Below are 14141 nucleotides of genomic sequence, written 5' to 3' on the forward strand. Positions count from 1 at the left end.
GGTCCGCGCGCTGCCGACGCGCGCGGACCGCGACAGGTACTACTGCGAGCTGGTCGCCGAGCTGTACGGCACGACGCCCGGGGATCAGCTCAGGTTCGCCGTCGGTGTGGTCTCGCAGGCGTTCGCCCTGCGCGCCGCGCTCGGCGATCCCCGCCCGCCCCTGGAGGAGGTCCCGATGCCCTCGTTCGGACGACGGTTCCGCTGCCGCGTGCTGCGCCTGCACGACTGGCGGCTGCACAGCACCGAGGACGGGAGCCGCTACCGCTCGTGCGCCGTCTGCGGCACCGACGACGCCGGCCCGCGGGGGATGACCAACACGATCGGCGCGTGAGGCCTAGGTGCGCGGCGCCTTGCGCGGGTGCAGCAGGCGCTCCACCGCCGCGGTGGCCTGCTTGTCCTCCTTGCGCGCGGCGCGCTTCTCCTTGAGCGACTTGTTGGACTTCTTCGCGGAGTGCGCGTCGTGCGGCGACTTGTCGGCCATGGCTCTCGCTCCCTCGCGGAGGGCCGGATCCGGCTTCCGGTGGCGCGCACGCTACGCCGGACCGGCCCCCACGGGGAGGGGCGGCGCCGCCCTCAGCGCACGGCGCGGCAGCCGGTGACCGCGCGAGGATGACGCCCGTGACCGACGAGCCCGCGACGTTCCCGCTCAGCACGTCCGAGCTGCGCGCGGTCGCCGGCTTCGCAGCGGCGTGCGCGCGGCCGGTCCTGGCGGTCTTCGCAGCCGCCCGCCCCGACGACCGGCGTCCGCGGGAGGCGGTCGACGCCGCGCAGGCGTTCGCCGACGGCGCCGAGCGCACCCGGGTGCTGCGCGACACCGCCTGGGCGGCGCACCGGGCGGCCCGGGAGACCCGCGACGCCGGCCTGGCCGCGGCGAGCGCCGCCGCGCGGGCGGCCGCCGATGCGGCCGGGGCGGCCTTCCTCCACCCCCTGGCGAAGGGCACCCAGGTCCGGCACGTCCTCGGGTCGGCCGCCTCCGCTGCCCGGGCGCTCGAGCTCTCGGCGGGGGGCGATCCCGCCGTCGGCGCGGATTCCCTCACGCGGTTCCGGCTGGTCGCCGGTGCGGTGGTGGTGGACGTCCTCCGGCGCTACCCGCCCGCCCCGAGCGGCGGTGGGCGGGTCGGCGAACTGCTCCGGCACCTGGACGCGGCGCTCCGCTGAATTGCACTCTCGATGAACGCGATGCCGCGGCTTGTCGACACGGCGACTTCGCGCCATTCAGAAAAAGGTTCTCAAGCATTCATCCGAACGGGTCGATCCCATTGTCGGCGCAATTCGCAGAAAGGCGGATCGCGCGCGACGGAGGGAGAGACCGGTGCGGAACGGCAACGGCAGGGGACGGCGCGGCGCGACGAGGACCGCCGGTGTGCTGGTGGCCGCTGCGCTCGGCGTCGGCCTGTCCGCCGGTGTCGCCTCCGCTGCGCCGCGCAACCCGTCCGACGGCGAGATCACCGCCGCCCGGCAGGCCGCCGACGCCGCCGCGGCGCAGATCGGCCAGCTCGCCGCCCAGGTCGCCGCCGCCGAGGCGCAGGTCGACGCCGCGCACGCGGCCGCCAACATCGCCCTCGACCAGTTCCAGGCCACGCAGGCCGAGTACGAGACGGCCCAGGCCGAGGCCGCGGCCGCCGACGCCGCCGCGCAGCAGGCGCAGACCGACCTCACCGCCGCCCGCACCGACGTCGCCGCCTTCGCCCGCGACAGCTACATGTCCGGCAGCACCAGCCCCGGGCTGATCAGCCTGCTCGACTCCGGCAGCCCGGCGCAGATGCTCGAGCGCGCCGCGCTGCTCGACGCCGCCGGCGACCACCGCAGCGACGTCCTGACCCGGGTGACCGTGGTGGAGCAGCAGGCCGCCGCGGCCGCCGGCGCCGCGCGAACCGCGCTCGCCACCGCCGACGCGCTCAAGCAGGAGGCCGAGGCGCAGCTGGCCGAGGCCACCGCGCTGGAGGCCGGTGCCCGCCGGCAGGCCGCCGCCGTGGAGGCGCAGCAGGCCCAGCTCCAGCAGCAGCTCGACGCCGCGCAGCAGACCCTCTCCACCCTGCAGGGTCAGCGCACCGCGGCCGACCAGTCCGCCCGCGACGCCGCCGCGGCCGCCGCGGCTGCCGCCGCCGCCGCTGCCGCCGCCGCGGCCGAGGAGGAGGACGACCCGGCGCCGGCGCCGTCGGGCGGCAGCGGGAACGGCTCCGGCGGCACCGGGGGCGGCTCCGGCGCGGGCGCCCCGTCGTCCTCCGCCGTCGAGACGGCGATCGCCGCCGCGTCGCGCTGGATCGGCACCCGCTACGCCTGGGGCGGCGGGTCGCTCACCGGCCCGAGCATGGGCTGGGGCGTGGATGCCGGCGTCGTCGGCTTCGACTGCTCGGGGCTGACCCGGTACGCCTACCACCAGGCCGGCATCTCCATCGCCCGCAACAGCAGCGCCCAGTACGCGAGCCTGCCCCAGGTGTCGCGCAGCCAGCTGCAGCGCGGTGACCTGGTCTTCTGGGCCACCAACACCAGCAACCCGTCGACCATCCACCACGTGGCGATCTACCTGGGCGGCAACCAGATCCTGGAGGCCCCCGAGAGCGGCAAGACCGTCCGCATCACCTCGATGCGCTGGTCGGGCTTCATCGGCGGGGCGCGCCCCAGCGCCTGACCCGGGAGCCGGCGGGAGCCGGGCATCTGGCGCCCGGCCGGTTCTCCCCTCATGCTGCGGTGGGGGTGGTCATGGGGGCGCACTCGCGGCGGCCGGCCCACCGGCGCGGTGGGCTGCTGCTCGGACTCCTGGTGGTGGTCGCCCTGTTCGTGGGCATCCGCGCCGACTCGCTCGGCGAGCCCTGCACCGGCCCGTGCGGCACGGGGGAGACCGCCGACGTCACCGCCCTGCCGACCACGCCGTCCCCGTCGCCGGCGCAGCCCGAGCCCGCGCCCGACGCCGGGCCCTCGCCCTACGCCGGGGTCGGGACGTGGCTGTCCCGCTACCGGTTCACCCGCGAGTTCGGCGGGACGGCGCCACCGGTCACCCCGGCCGACGTCGACGCGATGGCCGACGCGGGGGTGCAGACGCTCTACCTCCAGCCGGCCGCCGACGACCCGCGCTTCCCCGGCCTGCTGAGCACCGACCTGCTCGGCCAGTTCCTCGCCCGGGCGCACGAGCGCGGCATGCAGGTGGTCGCCTGGTACCTGCCGCGCTTCACCGACGTGGCCGGCGACCTGCGGCGGCTGCAGGAGATCGCCGGCTTCTCCGCCGACGGGCACGCGTTCGACGCGGTCGCGGTCGACATCGAGTTCACCGAGGGGACCGGGCTCGCCGCGCGCAACGCGGCGCTGGTCGACCTGTCCCAGCGGCTGCGCGCCCTGCTGCCCGACGCGGAGCTGGGCGCGATCGTGCTGCCGCCGGTGGTCACCGACGTGCTCAACACCGCCTACTGGCCGCAGTTCCCGTGGCAGGAGCTGCGCGACCTCTACGACGTGTGGCTGCCCATGGCGTACTGGTCGAACCGGTCGGAGGAGGGGTTCACCGATCCGCACTGGTACATCACCGAGAACATCACCCGGGTGCGCGAGCACCTCGGCGAGCCCTGCGCGGTGGTCTCGGTGATCGGCGGCTACGACGTCCAGGAGACCGCCGAGGACTACGCCGCGATGGCGCGGGCCGCGGCGGAGCAGGGCGCCGTCGGCGTCTCGATCTACGACTGGCCGACGACGCCCCCGTCCGCGTGGCCCGCGGTCAGCGGCTACGCCGCGGCGGGCTGCTGACCGCTCACCCCGCCGCCAGCACCTCGCGGAGCCGCACCGCGAACGCCTCCGGGTCGCGCTGCTGGCCGAACTCGCCGCCGAGGAAGCCGCCGTGCCCGCCGGGGAAGACCACGGCCTCCTGCCCCAGGGCCTCGGCGAGCGCGACCGACGTCCGCCCGGTGAGCAGGCCGTCGGACTCGGCGCCGACCGCGACGACGATCCGGGTCGGCGCCGCGCGCAGCGCCGCCAGGTCGGGGCGGTAGGCGGTGATCGCGTTGGAGACGCCGGACAGCAGCGGGTCCTGCCGCGAGCCGTCGTCGTCGACCGGCAGGCCGAAGGCCGCGGGGTCCGGCGCGGACGCGGCCGCGAAGTCGTCGGTGAACTCACCGCGCCACGAGGTCAGCGCGATGAACGCGGCCATGCCGGTGCCCCAGCCCTTGTCGTGGTACGCCGCCTGCACGTCGCGCTCGGCGGCGAACGCCCGGTCAGCGTCGGGCAGCAGCGCGAGCAGCGGGGGCTCGTGCGCGACGAGCGTGCTCACGTCGTCGGGGTGCGCGGTGACCAGGGCCAGCGCGCTGACCGCGCCGCCGCTGCTGGCGAACAGCTCGACCGGCCCGGCGCCGAGCGCGGCGACGACCCGGTGGACGTCGTCGGCGTTCTGCTCGGGGGTGTGCTCGGACCGGCCGTCGTGCCGGGTGCTGCGGCCCAGGCCGCGGGGGTCGTAGGTGACCACCGTGCGGTCGGGGAAGCGGGACGCCAGGCTGCCGAAGCCGGAGGCGTCCATCGGCGCGGCGATCAGCACCAGCGGCGGGCGGCCGTCGGCGGTCGGCAGCGGACCGCGGACGTCGTAGGCCAGGGTCGCCTCGGGGGTCTCGAGGGTGCTCGTCATGCACGGCAGACCCCCGGCTGACCAGGAACTCATCGCTCAAGCGACCTGCAACCGCCGCCCAAGCGCGCCGGCGCACGGTGACCGGCGTGAGCTCCCGATCGCCCGCCGCGCCGGCCCTCCTCGCCGTCGCGGCGCTGTTGTCCGCCTGCGCCCCGGCCGGTGCGGCCGCCGTCGCCGCCGTGGACGTGTCGTTCGAGCGGTTGACCTGGGCCGACGGCGTGGCCGTCGGCCCGGACGGCACGGTCGGCGTCCTGCTGCAGGGCCGGTACGACTCGGGCCTGGCGCAGGTGCGCGACGGGGCGGTGGTGCAGGAGACGTTCGTCGACGACACCGCCCACGCCGTGCAGGCGCTGCCGGACGGGTCGTTCCTCCTCGTCGCCGACGACGACAGCCAGTCCGACCTCCTCCTCGTCGTCGTCCCGCCCGCCGGCACCGCCGACGCGGACGACCCGTACGAGACCCGGCCGGTCGATCCCGACCCCGCGCTGGACGACGCGCAGCCGGTCGCGACGGCGCTCTCGCCCGACGGCCGCACGCTCTACGTCGCGTTCACCGAGCGCGACCTCGACGTCGGCTCGCTGGCCCAGGTGCTCGCCGTCGACGTCGCGACGGGGCGGGTGGTCGCCGCGCGCACCCTGGGCACGGCGACCGTCCGGCCGGTCGGCGTCGCGGCCTCCGACGACGGCGGCACCGTCACCGTCGTCCTCGAGACGGCGGACCTCACCACCCAGGTGTGGCGGCTCGGCCCGGGCCTGGACGGCGCCGACGCCCCGGATGTCGAGGTGGACGGCTACCCGGTGACCCCGCCCGCCGTCGGGCCGGACGGCGAGCTGTATCTGCTCACCGACCCCGGCGCCGAGGGCGGACCGGTGCTGGTGCGGCTCGCGGCCGGCGCGCGGACCCCGGTGGCGATCGCCGACCTGCCCGGCGGGCCGTACGACGAGCCCACGGCGCTGGCCGTCGCCGGCGACGGCGCGACCGTGCTGGTGGCCGCGCGCACCGGCGCCGGGCGCCTGCCGACCTACGCGCTGGTCGACGTCGCACACGGTGAGGTCACCGAGCCGGAGGAGCTCGGCGGGCGCGGCACCGCGCTCGCGGCGGCCGCCGACGGCCGGACGCTGTTCGTCGCCGGGGCCGCGGACGACGACGGCGAGCGGCGCGCCCAGCTGTGGAGCGTCCCGTGAAGCGGCTGCTCCTGCTCGCCGTCGTGCTCCTGACCGCCGCGTGCAGCGCCGAGGGGGAGCACGGCCTCCCCGGCGAGATCCGCTCGACCGACGTGACCGTCCCGTCCCAGCCGTGGGGCGGTGAGTGGATCACCCACGCCACCGGCATCGCCGTGCAGGAGGACGGCACCTGGGTGGTCTTCGAGAACGGCCTCGACGAGACGGCCGTCGTCCGCGTGCGCGACGGGGAGGTCGTGTCGCGGAGCCACCTGGTCGCCCACGGGCTGGCCGGCGTGGTCCGGGCGGACGGCTCGGTCGCGCTGGTGACCGCCGACCCCGACGGCACCGCGCTGCAGGTCGCCGTCGTGCCGCCGGGCGGGGACCCCGACGAGGTCGAGCCGGTGGCGACGCGGCCGGTCGACCCGCCGCTGCACCTCGAGGACGAGTACGCCGACGTGTCCGCCGTGCCGGCCCCCGACGGCCGGGACGTGATCGCGCTGCTCGACCCGGCCGACGGCGGGCCGGTGCTGGTCCGGCTCGACCCGGTCACCGGCGCGGTCGAGGACCGCCACGAGCTGGACGCGTCGCCGGCCTCCTGGGTGCTCAGCGAGGACGGCGAGGAACTGGTGCTGTTCCTCGCCGACGGCGGGGCGACGCAGGTGGTGCGGATGCCGGCCGACCTCTCCGGCGGGCCCGGCGAGCCGGTCGTGCTGCCGGGCGACGCGTGGCTGGCCACGGTGGCGCCCGACGGCACGCTGTACTTCCTGCTGGACGCGGGCGGGGGCCCGGAGCTGCACTCCCTCGCGCCGGACGCGGCGGAGTCGGAGCGGCTGGCCCGGCTGCCGGAGCCGAGCGAGGCGTACCCGCAGGGCGAGTACCGGGACCTCGCGGTCGACCCCGAGGCGGGGTTGGCGTTCCTCGTCGGCTCGGGCGGGGAGGACACCGACCGCCCGGAGCCGTTCCTGCTCGCGGTCGGCCTGGACGGCGGCGAGGTCGGCGAGCCGCAGGTGCTGGCGGGCGACGGCTCGGCGGCCGCGGCCACCGTCGTCGACGGCGCGCTGCTGGTCGTCGGCACCGGGGCGCGGGACGCCTACGAGGACGGCTACGACGCGCTGGTCTGGACCTACGCCTACCCCGCCTGACGGGCCATGCTGACCGCGTGGCGAGCGACGACCCGACCGTCTACGAGTGGGCCGGTGGCCGGCCGGCCTTCGAGCGCTGGCTGGGCCGGTTCTACGACCTGGTCGAGGCCGACGACCTGCTGGCGCCGGTGTTCCACGGCCGGGTCAGCGAGCAGCACCGGCGCGACGTCGTCACCTGGTGGTGCGAGGTGATGGGCGGGCCGGCCGAGTACACCGCCTCGCTCGGCGGCTACGAGCACATGCTCGGCAAGCACCGCGGCCTGCACATCAGCGGCGAGCAGCGGCTGCGGTTCGTCACCCTGCTGTCCCGGGCGGCCGACGACGTGGCGCTGCCCGACGACCCCGAGTTCCGGGCGGCGATCATGGGCTACGCGGAGTGGGGCACCCGGCTGGCGGTGCACAACTCCGGCGACGCGACCGACGTCGTCGAGCACGCGCCGGTGCCGCGGTGGGGCTGGGGCGTCGCCCCGCCCTACCGTCCCTGACGGCGGGGGTGGGCTTTTCCCCACCGTGAAGAGGCTGGTCAGCGCCATGTCCCGGCGCCTCGCGCGTTCCTAGCGTCGTCCCCGGCGGTGCTCCTCCCACGCACCGCGGACGAGAGGACGACGAGATGACCAACCCACCCGCCGCGCTGGAGCTCGCCGGCGTCACCCGGGTCTACGGCCGGCCGGGCACCGAGGTGCGGGCCCTGGACGGCGTCGACCTGGCCCTGGCGCGCGGCAGCTTCACCGCCGTCATGGGCCCCTCCGGCTCGGGCAAGTCGACGCTGCTCAACTGCGCGGCCGGGCTGGACCGGCCGACCGAGGGCACCGTCACCGTGCAGGGGCTGCCGCTGACCGGGCTCGGCGAGGACCAGCTGACCCGCTTCCGCCGGCGCAACCTCGGCTTCGTCTTCCAGGGCCTGAACCTGCTGCCGTACCTGACCGCGCAGCAGAACGTGGAGCTGCCGCTGCGGCTGGCCGGCCGGCGCGTCGACCCCCGCGACGTGCTCGAGGCGCTCGCCGCGGTCGGGCTCGAGGGGCGCGAGCGCCGGCTGCCGGCCGAGCTCTCCGGCGGCCAGCAGCAGCGGGTGGCGATCGCGCGCGCCCTGGTCACCCAGCCCGCCGTGCTGTTCGCCGACGAGCCGACCGGCGCCCTCGACAGCGCCGCCGCCCGCGAGGTGCTGGCGCTGCTGCGCCGCGCCGCCGACCTGCGCGGCCAGACGATCGTCATGGTCACCCACGACCCGGTCGCCGCCGCCACCGCCGACGAGGTCGTCTTCCTCGCCGACGGCCGCGTCGTCGGCACGATGGCCCGCCCGACCGCCGACGCCGTCGCCGGGCAGCTGGCCCACCTTGGCGAGCTGGTGGCGGTGGCCCGGTGACCGGCCTGGCCTGGCGGTCGCTGCGCGCCCGCCGCACGACGTTCGTCGCGACCGCGCTGTCGGTGCTGCTCGGCACCGCCGTGCTCACCGCGTTCCTGACCCTGCTGGAGAGCGGCGTGCAGGACGGGGTGGGCGCCGTCGACCGGGAGACGCTGGTGACCATCGCCTCGGTGGTCGGCGGCTGGGGCACGGTCATCGTGCTGTTCTCGGTGGCCTCGATGCTCGCGCTCACCGTGCGGCGGCGGGCCGAGGAGTTCGCGCTGATGCGGACGATCGCCGCCACCCGCGGCCAGGTGCGCCGGATGGTGCTGGCCGAGTCGATGACCCTCGCCGTCGTCGCGGCCGCGGTCGGCGTCCTGCCCGGCTGGCTGCTCGGCCGGGTCGTGCTCGACCTCCTGCGGGAGGGCGGGCTCGTGGCCGACGACGTCGCGCACACCCTCGGCTGGCTCACCCCGACCTGCGCGCTCGGGGCGGTCCTGCTGGCCTGCGCCGTCGCCGGGGTGCTCGCCGCGCGGTCGGCCACCCGCGGCTCGGCGCAGGAGGCGCTCACCGCCGGCCGGCTGCACCGCGACCGGCTCGGCGCCTGGCGGATCACCGCCGGCAGCGTCTTCCTCTCCGCCGGCATCACCTTCACCGTGCTGACGCTCACCGTCACCGGCAGCAGCAGCGACCCGTACGCCGCGATGCAGACCGCCGGGCCGGCGTCGATCTACTGGTCGGTCGGGCTGGCGCTGTTCGCCCCGCTGCTGCTCCAGGCGGTCGCCGCGCTGACCGCGCCGCTCGTCCGGCGGGCCCTCCCCGACGTCCCCGGCCACCTGGCGGTGCAGCACGCCCGGCGACGGGCCCACGACCTGGCCGGCGTCCTGGTGCCGCTGCTGGTCTTCGTCGGCCCGGCCACCGGCACGCTGTACCTGATGCAGATCGAGAACAGCGTCTCGACCGACAGCCTCACCGGCGACACGGTCGGGCTGATCAACTACCTGGTCGTCGGGATGATCGCCGTCTTCGCCGCGATCATGGTGGTCAACGGCACGGTGGCGGCGGTCGCCGACCGGCGGCGCGAGTTCACCCAGCAGCGGCTGGCCGGCGTCACCCGCGCCGAGCTGGTCACCACGGCCGGCGCGGAGACCGCCGTCCTGCTGGTCACCGCGCTGGTCTTCGGGGTGCTGGCGGCGCTGGGCACGGTGGTCCCGTACAGCATCGCCAAGACCGACGGCTGGCTGCCGACCACGCCGTGGCTGCTCCTCGGCGTCGTCGTGGTCGCCGCCGTCGTCGCCCTCGGGACGGCGGTGCTGGCCACCCGCCGGGCGGTCGCGGGGCCGGTGCTGCGCCCCTCGCCGGGATGACCGAGCAGGCCGGGAGCGTCCCACCACCCGCCGGGCGGTGGGACGCTCTGGCCGTGGACGCGGTCGCCTTCCCCGGTCTGCTGCCGGTGGACGGCGGCGCGTTCCGGCAGCGGCTGCGGCTGGCCGGTCTGGCGCTGGTGTCGCTGCTCGGGGCGATCGGCTCGCTGGTGCTCTTCGTCGTCACCACGATCGGGATCGCGACGACGCCGGCGGTGATCGGCGGCGTGCTGCTGCTGGGGCTGGTGCCGCTGGTCGCCGTCGTCGCGGGGGTGCAGCGGCGGGCGGCGGGCTGGGTGCTGGGGCACGAGCTGACCGCGCGGTACGCGCGGGCGCCGCGCGACCCGGTGCGCCGGCTCGGCGCCTGGGCGCGGGACGGCACCCGCTGGCGCGACTACTCGTTCCTCGCCTACGACGGCACCGGCGGGCTGGCGATGTCGGCGGCGGTCGTGGGCCTGACCGTGCTGCCGTTCTGGTACCTGGCCGCGCCGTGGCTGCTCGGCGGCGGTTGGTGGTGGATGGTGCTGCTCGCCGGCCCGGCGGCGGGGCTGTGGTGGATCCTCACGCCGCTGCTGGTGCGGCCGCGGTTCCTCGGGGGCACACGTGCTCGGCTGGTCGCCGGCCGCCGAGCTGGAGCGCGAGGTGGAGCGGGTGACGGCGTCGCGCGCGGCCACCGTCGACTCCGCCGCGGCCGAGCTGCGGCGCATCGAGCGCGACCTGCACGACGGCGTGCAGGCGCGGATCGCCTCCCTGGGCATGAACCTGGGCCTGGCCGAGGTGCTGCTGCGCAGCGACCCGGACGCGGTCGAGGAGCTGCTGGCCGAGGCCCGGCTGGGCGCGACCACCGCGCTGGAGGACCTGCGCAGCGTGGTGCGCGGCATGCACCCGCCGGTGCTGGCCGACCGCGGGCTGGCCGGGGCGGTGGAGGCGCTGGCGCTGGACGTCGCCGTCCCGGTGACGGTGTCGTCGTCGCTGGACGGCCGGGCGCCGGCGCCGGTGGAGAGCGCGGTCTACTTCGCCGTGGCCGAGGCGCTGGCCAACGTGGTCAAGCACAGCGGGGCGTCGCGGGCATGGGTGTCGCTCGGCCACGAGGACGGCGTGCTGCGCGCGGTGGTCGGCGACGACGGCGGCGGGGGAGCGGACCCGTCGTCGGGGACCGGGCTGGCGGGGGTGGCCCGCCGGATCGACGCCTTCGACGGCACGCTGACGGTCTCCAGCCCGCCCGGCGGGCCGACGACGGTGGGAGTGGAGGTGCCGTGCGCGCTGTCGTCGTCGAGGACAACGCCCTCCTCCGGGACGGCCTGACCCGCATCCTCGAGGCCCACGACATCTCCGTCGACGCGCGGCCCGACGCGCGCGGGCTGGACGGGCGGCTCGACGGGGCCGACGTCGCGATCCTCGACGTGCGGCTGCCGCCGACGCACACCACCGAGGGGCTGGTGGCGGCGGTCGAGCTGCGCCGGTCGCGGCCGGGGTTCCCGGTGCTCGTGCTCAGCCAGTGGGTCGAGCAGCTGTACGCCCGCGAGCTGATGGCGTCGGGGGAGGGGGCGGTGGGCTACCTGCTCAAGGACCGGGTGAGCGACGTCCGCTCCTTCGTCGCGGCGGTGCACGCGGTCGCGGGCGGCGGGACGGTGCTCGACCCGCAGGTCGTCTCCGCCGTCCTGGCCGCGGCCGACCGGCGCCGGGCCACCGACGCGCTGACCCCGCGGGAGCGCGAGGTGCTGGAGCTGATGGCGCAGGGCCGGTCGAACGCCGGCATCGCCGCGGCCCTCGTGGTCACCGAGAAGGCCGTGGGCAAGCACATCAACAACATCTTCGCCAAGCTCGGCCTGGAGATGGCCGGCGACGACAACCGCCGCGTCCTCGCCGTCCTGCGCTGGCTGCAGGACCGCGGCTGAAACCCTCCGCGGCAGCTCCGTCCCCCGTTCGGGTGACCGCGGTGCCGCTGCACCCCGGGTCGACCCCGCCTCCTGCCGAAGCAACCTCCCGTGACCGCTGTGCACGGGAGGGACCGCACGATGGTGCGACCGTCGGACCGCCTGCCCGGTGGCGGGGACGAGCACGTCCTCGGCGACCTGGTGCGGCCGGTCCGGGTCATCGGGCCGGACACGTCGCTGGTCGCCGTCGAGGAGCAGCTGCGCGCTGCCGGGGACGCCCCGTGGCTGGTGATGACCGGTCCCGCCGGCCCGGTCCTGCTGACCCGCGGCTGGCTGGAGCACCTGCAGTCCGGCCCGTACGGCTACGGCCGCATGCTCAACCACCGGCGCCGCGCCGGCGAGGTGGCGCCGGGCGGCACCGTCGTCCTCCCGGCGACGCGCACGGTCGGGGAGGCCGCCGCCGCGCTGGCCGAACGCCGGCGCACCGAGGAGGAGATCCCCGAGGCGATCGTCGTGACCCGCGCCGGTGAACCGGTCGGCGTCGTCCCGGTGGCTGCTCTCTTCGAGCAGCTCGCGGTGCACCACGCGCACCGCGCCGGGCACGACCCGCTGACCGGTCTGCCGAACCGCTCGTTCCTGCAGGAGCAGCTGCAGCCGCCGGGCAGCTTCCGGCCGGGAGTGCTCTTCTTCATCGACCTGGACCGCTTCAAGGACGTCAACGACCACTTCGGCCACGCGGCGGGCGACGAGGTCCTGGTCCAGTTCGCGCAGCGGCTGCGGGCGCTGGCGCGGGCCGACGACCTGGTGGCGCGGCTGGGTGGTGACGAGTTCGCCCTCGTCACGTCCGCCCGCCTCACGCACTCCCAGGCGGAGGACCTGGCGCAGCGCATCCTGCTCGCCGCCGACGCCCCGCTGGTCGTGCGGAGCGGTGACGGCACCGAGGAGCTGGTGACGATCGGGGCGAGCGTGGGCATCGCCCACGCCCCGGCCGCGGACCACGGCCGCCCCGGGGACGCCTTCGACGTGCTCCTCAGCGAGGCGGACACGGCCATGTACCGGGCGAAGTCCCTCGGTCGCGGGAGGGCGGCGGCCTTCGTGCCGGAGCTGCTGGAGGACCGCGAGGCCACCGAGGAGGTGCGGGCCCGGCACCAGCTGGAGCGCCGCCTGCGGGTGGCCGTCGAGACCGGGCAGCTGCGCCTCCAGTACCAGCCGGTGGTGTCGCTGCCCTCGGGGCGGACGACCGGTGTCGAGGCACTGGCCCGCTGGCACGACGACGAGCTCGGCTGGATCCCCCCGGACCGCTTCGTGCCGCTCGCCGAGCGCACGGGGCTGATCGTCGACCTCGGCCGCTGGGTGCTGCGCACGGCCTGCGTCGCGGCGGCGGGCTGGCCGGCCACCGTGTCGGGCGCGTCGCCGACGGTGGCGGTCAACGTGTCCCCGGTCCAGCTGGCGCAGCGCGGCTTCGTGGACGAGGTCGTCGCGGCGCTGGAGCTGTCGGGCCTCGAGCCGCAGCGGCTGTGCCTGGAGATCACCGAGACCGCGGCGATCACGGACCTCGCGGCCACGGCGGCGCGCCTGGACGAGCTGCGCCGGCTGGGGGTGCGGCTGGCGCTCGATGACTTCGGGGCCGGCCACTCGTCGCTCACGCTGCTGCGGCGGCTCCCGGTGGACCTGGTGAAGATCGACCGCTCCTTCGTGGAGCCGGTCGCGACGGACACGGCCGACGCCGTCCTGGTGCGCCTCGTCATCGAGGCCGCGCACAGCCTGGGCAAGCGCGTCTGCGCGGAGGGCGTCGAGACGTTGGAGCAGGCGCAGCAGCTGGTGGCGATGGGGTGCGACTCGGCCCAGGGGTGGTTGTTCGGCCGTCCGGCCGACGTGCCCGCCCTGGCCACGCCGGCCGGTACGCCCCCTGGCGGCTGCGGGACCGGCGCGGCGCCGCTGCCGCTGCACGGCAGCGACGAGATGGTCGTGGTGTCCTCGCCCGGCCGCGCCATCACCTACGCCTCGGCCACCACGGGACCGATCCTGGGCTGGCTGCCGCAGGAGCTCGTCGGGACCTCCGTGTTCGCGCTGATGCACCCCGAGGACGCCGATCGCGTGCGGTCGGGGCTTCCGGTGGTGCGCAACGGCGGCATCGACGGCACGGTGCACCGGGCCCTGCACCGCGACGGCACGGTGCGCTGGCTGCGGACCACCGTGCGGCCGCTGACGGACTCCACCGGCGAGCTGCGGGAGGTCGTGACCGTCTCCCGCGACGTGACCGCGTCCGTCGCGGCCCAGGAGGCGCTGGCCGAGAGCGAGTCGATGTTCCGGCACGCGTTCGACGACGCCCCCATCGGCATGGCGCTCACGGGGCTGGACGGCCGCTTCATCCGCGTGAACCGGGCCTACGCCCGGCTGGTGGGCCGCACGCCCGAGGAGCTGGCCGCGATGACCGTGGCCGAGCTGACCCATCCCGACGACCTGGCGCAGGACGACGCCAACCTCACCGCGGTCCGCACCGGGACCGAGGACGTGCAGGACGTGCGCAAGCGCTACCTGCACGCCGACGGGACGCCCGTCCCGGCCCGGGTGCACGCCGCCGTCGTCCGGGACCGCTCGGGGCGGCCGGCGCACGTGTTCGCGCACGTGCTGGGAGCCGAGCAGTGAA

General features: G+C 76.5%; 14 protein-coding genes and 1 pseudogene. 13 read left to right on the top strand and 2 right to left on the bottom strand.

Going from position 1 to position 14141, the window contains the following annotated elements; all coding sequences use genetic code 11:
• On the top strand, positions 1-331 hold a 331-nt coding region (locus ACI8AF_RS09790), incomplete at its 5' end, for a hypothetical protein (protein WP_456539504.1).
• A 3-nt stretch (positions 332-334) separates the two neighbouring features.
• Here the strand turns inward: ACI8AF_RS09790 and ACI8AF_RS09795 are convergent.
• Positions 335-481, bottom strand: coding sequence for a hypothetical protein (locus tag ACI8AF_RS09795; protein ID WP_456539505.1), 147 nt, complete (start codon positions 479-481; stop codon positions 335-337).
• A 137-nt stretch (positions 482-618) separates the two neighbouring features.
• Between ACI8AF_RS09795 and ACI8AF_RS09800 the strand changes: the two genes are divergently transcribed.
• The 3 genes from ACI8AF_RS09800 to ACI8AF_RS09810 all read left to right on the top strand — a co-directional run bounded on the left by ACI8AF_RS09800 (position 619) and on the right by ACI8AF_RS09810 (position 3735).
• Complete coding sequence (locus tag ACI8AF_RS09800) at positions 619-1158, top strand: putative immunity protein (protein WP_456539506.1); 540 nt, start codon at positions 619-621, stop codon at positions 1156-1158.
• A 154-nt stretch (positions 1159-1312) separates the two neighbouring features.
• Entirely contained in the window at positions 1313-2632 is a 1320-nt protein-coding gene (locus ACI8AF_RS09805; protein WP_456539507.1) for a C40 family peptidase, read from the top strand.
• A gap of 71 nt (positions 2633-2703) precedes the next feature.
• Complete coding sequence (locus ACI8AF_RS09810; protein ID WP_456539508.1) at positions 2704-3735, top strand: hypothetical protein; 1032 nt, start codon at positions 2704-2706, stop codon at positions 3733-3735.
• Positions 3736-3739: 4 nt separating this feature from the next.
• Here the strand turns inward: ACI8AF_RS09810 and ACI8AF_RS09815 are convergent, their stop codons facing one another.
• Positions 3740-4603 carry an alpha/beta fold hydrolase gene (locus ACI8AF_RS09815; protein WP_456539509.1) on the bottom strand — a complete coding sequence of 288 codons (864 nt, stop codon included), beginning with the start codon at positions 4601-4603 and terminating at the stop codon, positions 3740-3742.
• An 86-nt stretch (positions 4604-4689) separates the two neighbouring features.
• Between ACI8AF_RS09815 and ACI8AF_RS09820 the strand changes: the two genes are divergently transcribed.
• From ACI8AF_RS09820 to ACI8AF_RS09860, 9 genes and pseudogenes are all read left to right on the top strand, one after another.
• Entirely contained in the window at positions 4690-5787 is a 1098-nt protein-coding gene (locus ACI8AF_RS09820) for a hypothetical protein (RefSeq protein ID WP_456539510.1), read from the top strand.
• Positions 5784-6908 (top strand): hypothetical protein, encoded by a 1125-nt coding sequence (locus ACI8AF_RS09825; RefSeq protein WP_456539511.1) that lies wholly within the window; start codon positions 5784-5786, stop codon positions 6906-6908. Before ACI8AF_RS09820 ends, ACI8AF_RS09825 begins: the two co-directional genes overlap by 4 nt.
• Before the next feature lie 17 nt (positions 6909-6925).
• Positions 6926-7393: a group II truncated hemoglobin gene (locus tag ACI8AF_RS09830; RefSeq protein WP_456539512.1), complete on the top strand. Its 468-nt coding sequence runs from the start codon at positions 6926-6928 to the stop codon at positions 7391-7393.
• A gap of 125 nt (positions 7394-7518) precedes the next feature.
• Complete coding sequence (locus ACI8AF_RS09835; protein WP_456539513.1) at positions 7519-8271, top strand: ABC transporter ATP-binding protein; 753 nt, start codon at positions 7519-7521, stop codon at positions 8269-8271.
• Positions 8268-9617 (top strand): FtsX-like permease family protein, encoded by a 1350-nt coding sequence (locus ACI8AF_RS09840; RefSeq protein WP_456539514.1) that lies wholly within the window; start codon positions 8268-8270, stop codon positions 9615-9617. The genes ACI8AF_RS09835 and ACI8AF_RS09840 overlap by 4 nt, the downstream gene beginning before the upstream one ends.
• A pseudogene (locus tag ACI8AF_RS09845) lies at positions 9614-10171 on the top strand (sensor domain-containing protein); the annotation flags it as partial. The gene ACI8AF_RS09840 and the pseudogene ACI8AF_RS09845, both read left to right, overlap by 4 nt.
• A gap of 46 nt (positions 10172-10217) precedes the next feature.
• Positions 10218-10919: a sensor histidine kinase gene (locus tag ACI8AF_RS09850; protein WP_456539515.1), complete on the top strand. Its 702-nt coding sequence runs from the start codon at positions 10218-10220 to the stop codon at positions 10917-10919.
• The gene (locus ACI8AF_RS09855; protein WP_456539632.1) at positions 10871-11512 is read left to right on the top strand and encodes a LuxR C-terminal-related transcriptional regulator; all 642 of its coding nucleotides are present in this window, start codon (positions 10871-10873) and stop codon (positions 11510-11512) included. The genes ACI8AF_RS09850 and ACI8AF_RS09855 overlap by 49 nt, the downstream gene beginning before the upstream one ends.
• 120 nt (positions 11513-11632) lie before the next feature.
• On the top strand, positions 11633-14140 hold the full coding sequence (locus tag ACI8AF_RS09860; protein ID WP_456539516.1) for an EAL domain-containing protein: 2508 nt from the start codon (positions 11633-11635) through the stop codon (positions 14138-14140).
• Position 14141 lies beyond the last annotated feature (1 nt).

It is taken from the genome of Blastococcus sp. SYSU D00669 (assembly GCF_054050715.1).

Coding starts and splice junctions, on each gene's coding strand:
- ACI8AF_RS09795 (WP_456539505.1), bottom strand. CDS start 481: ATGGCCGACAAGTCGCCGCACGACGCGCACTCCGCGAAGAAGTCCAAC.
- ACI8AF_RS09810 (WP_456539508.1), top strand. CDS start 2,704: ATGGGGGCGCACTCGCGGCGGCCGGCCCACCGGCGCGGTGGGCTGCTG.
- ACI8AF_RS09815 (WP_456539509.1), bottom strand. CDS start 4,603: ATGACGAGCACCCTCGAGACCCCCGAGGCGACCCTGGCCTACGACGTC.
- ACI8AF_RS09835 (WP_456539513.1), top strand. CDS start 7,519: ATGACCAACCCACCCGCCGCGCTGGAGCTCGCCGGCGTCACCCGGGTC.
- ACI8AF_RS09860 (WP_456539516.1), top strand. CDS start 11,633: ATGGTGCGACCGTCGGACCGCCTGCCCGGTGGCGGGGACGAGCACGTC.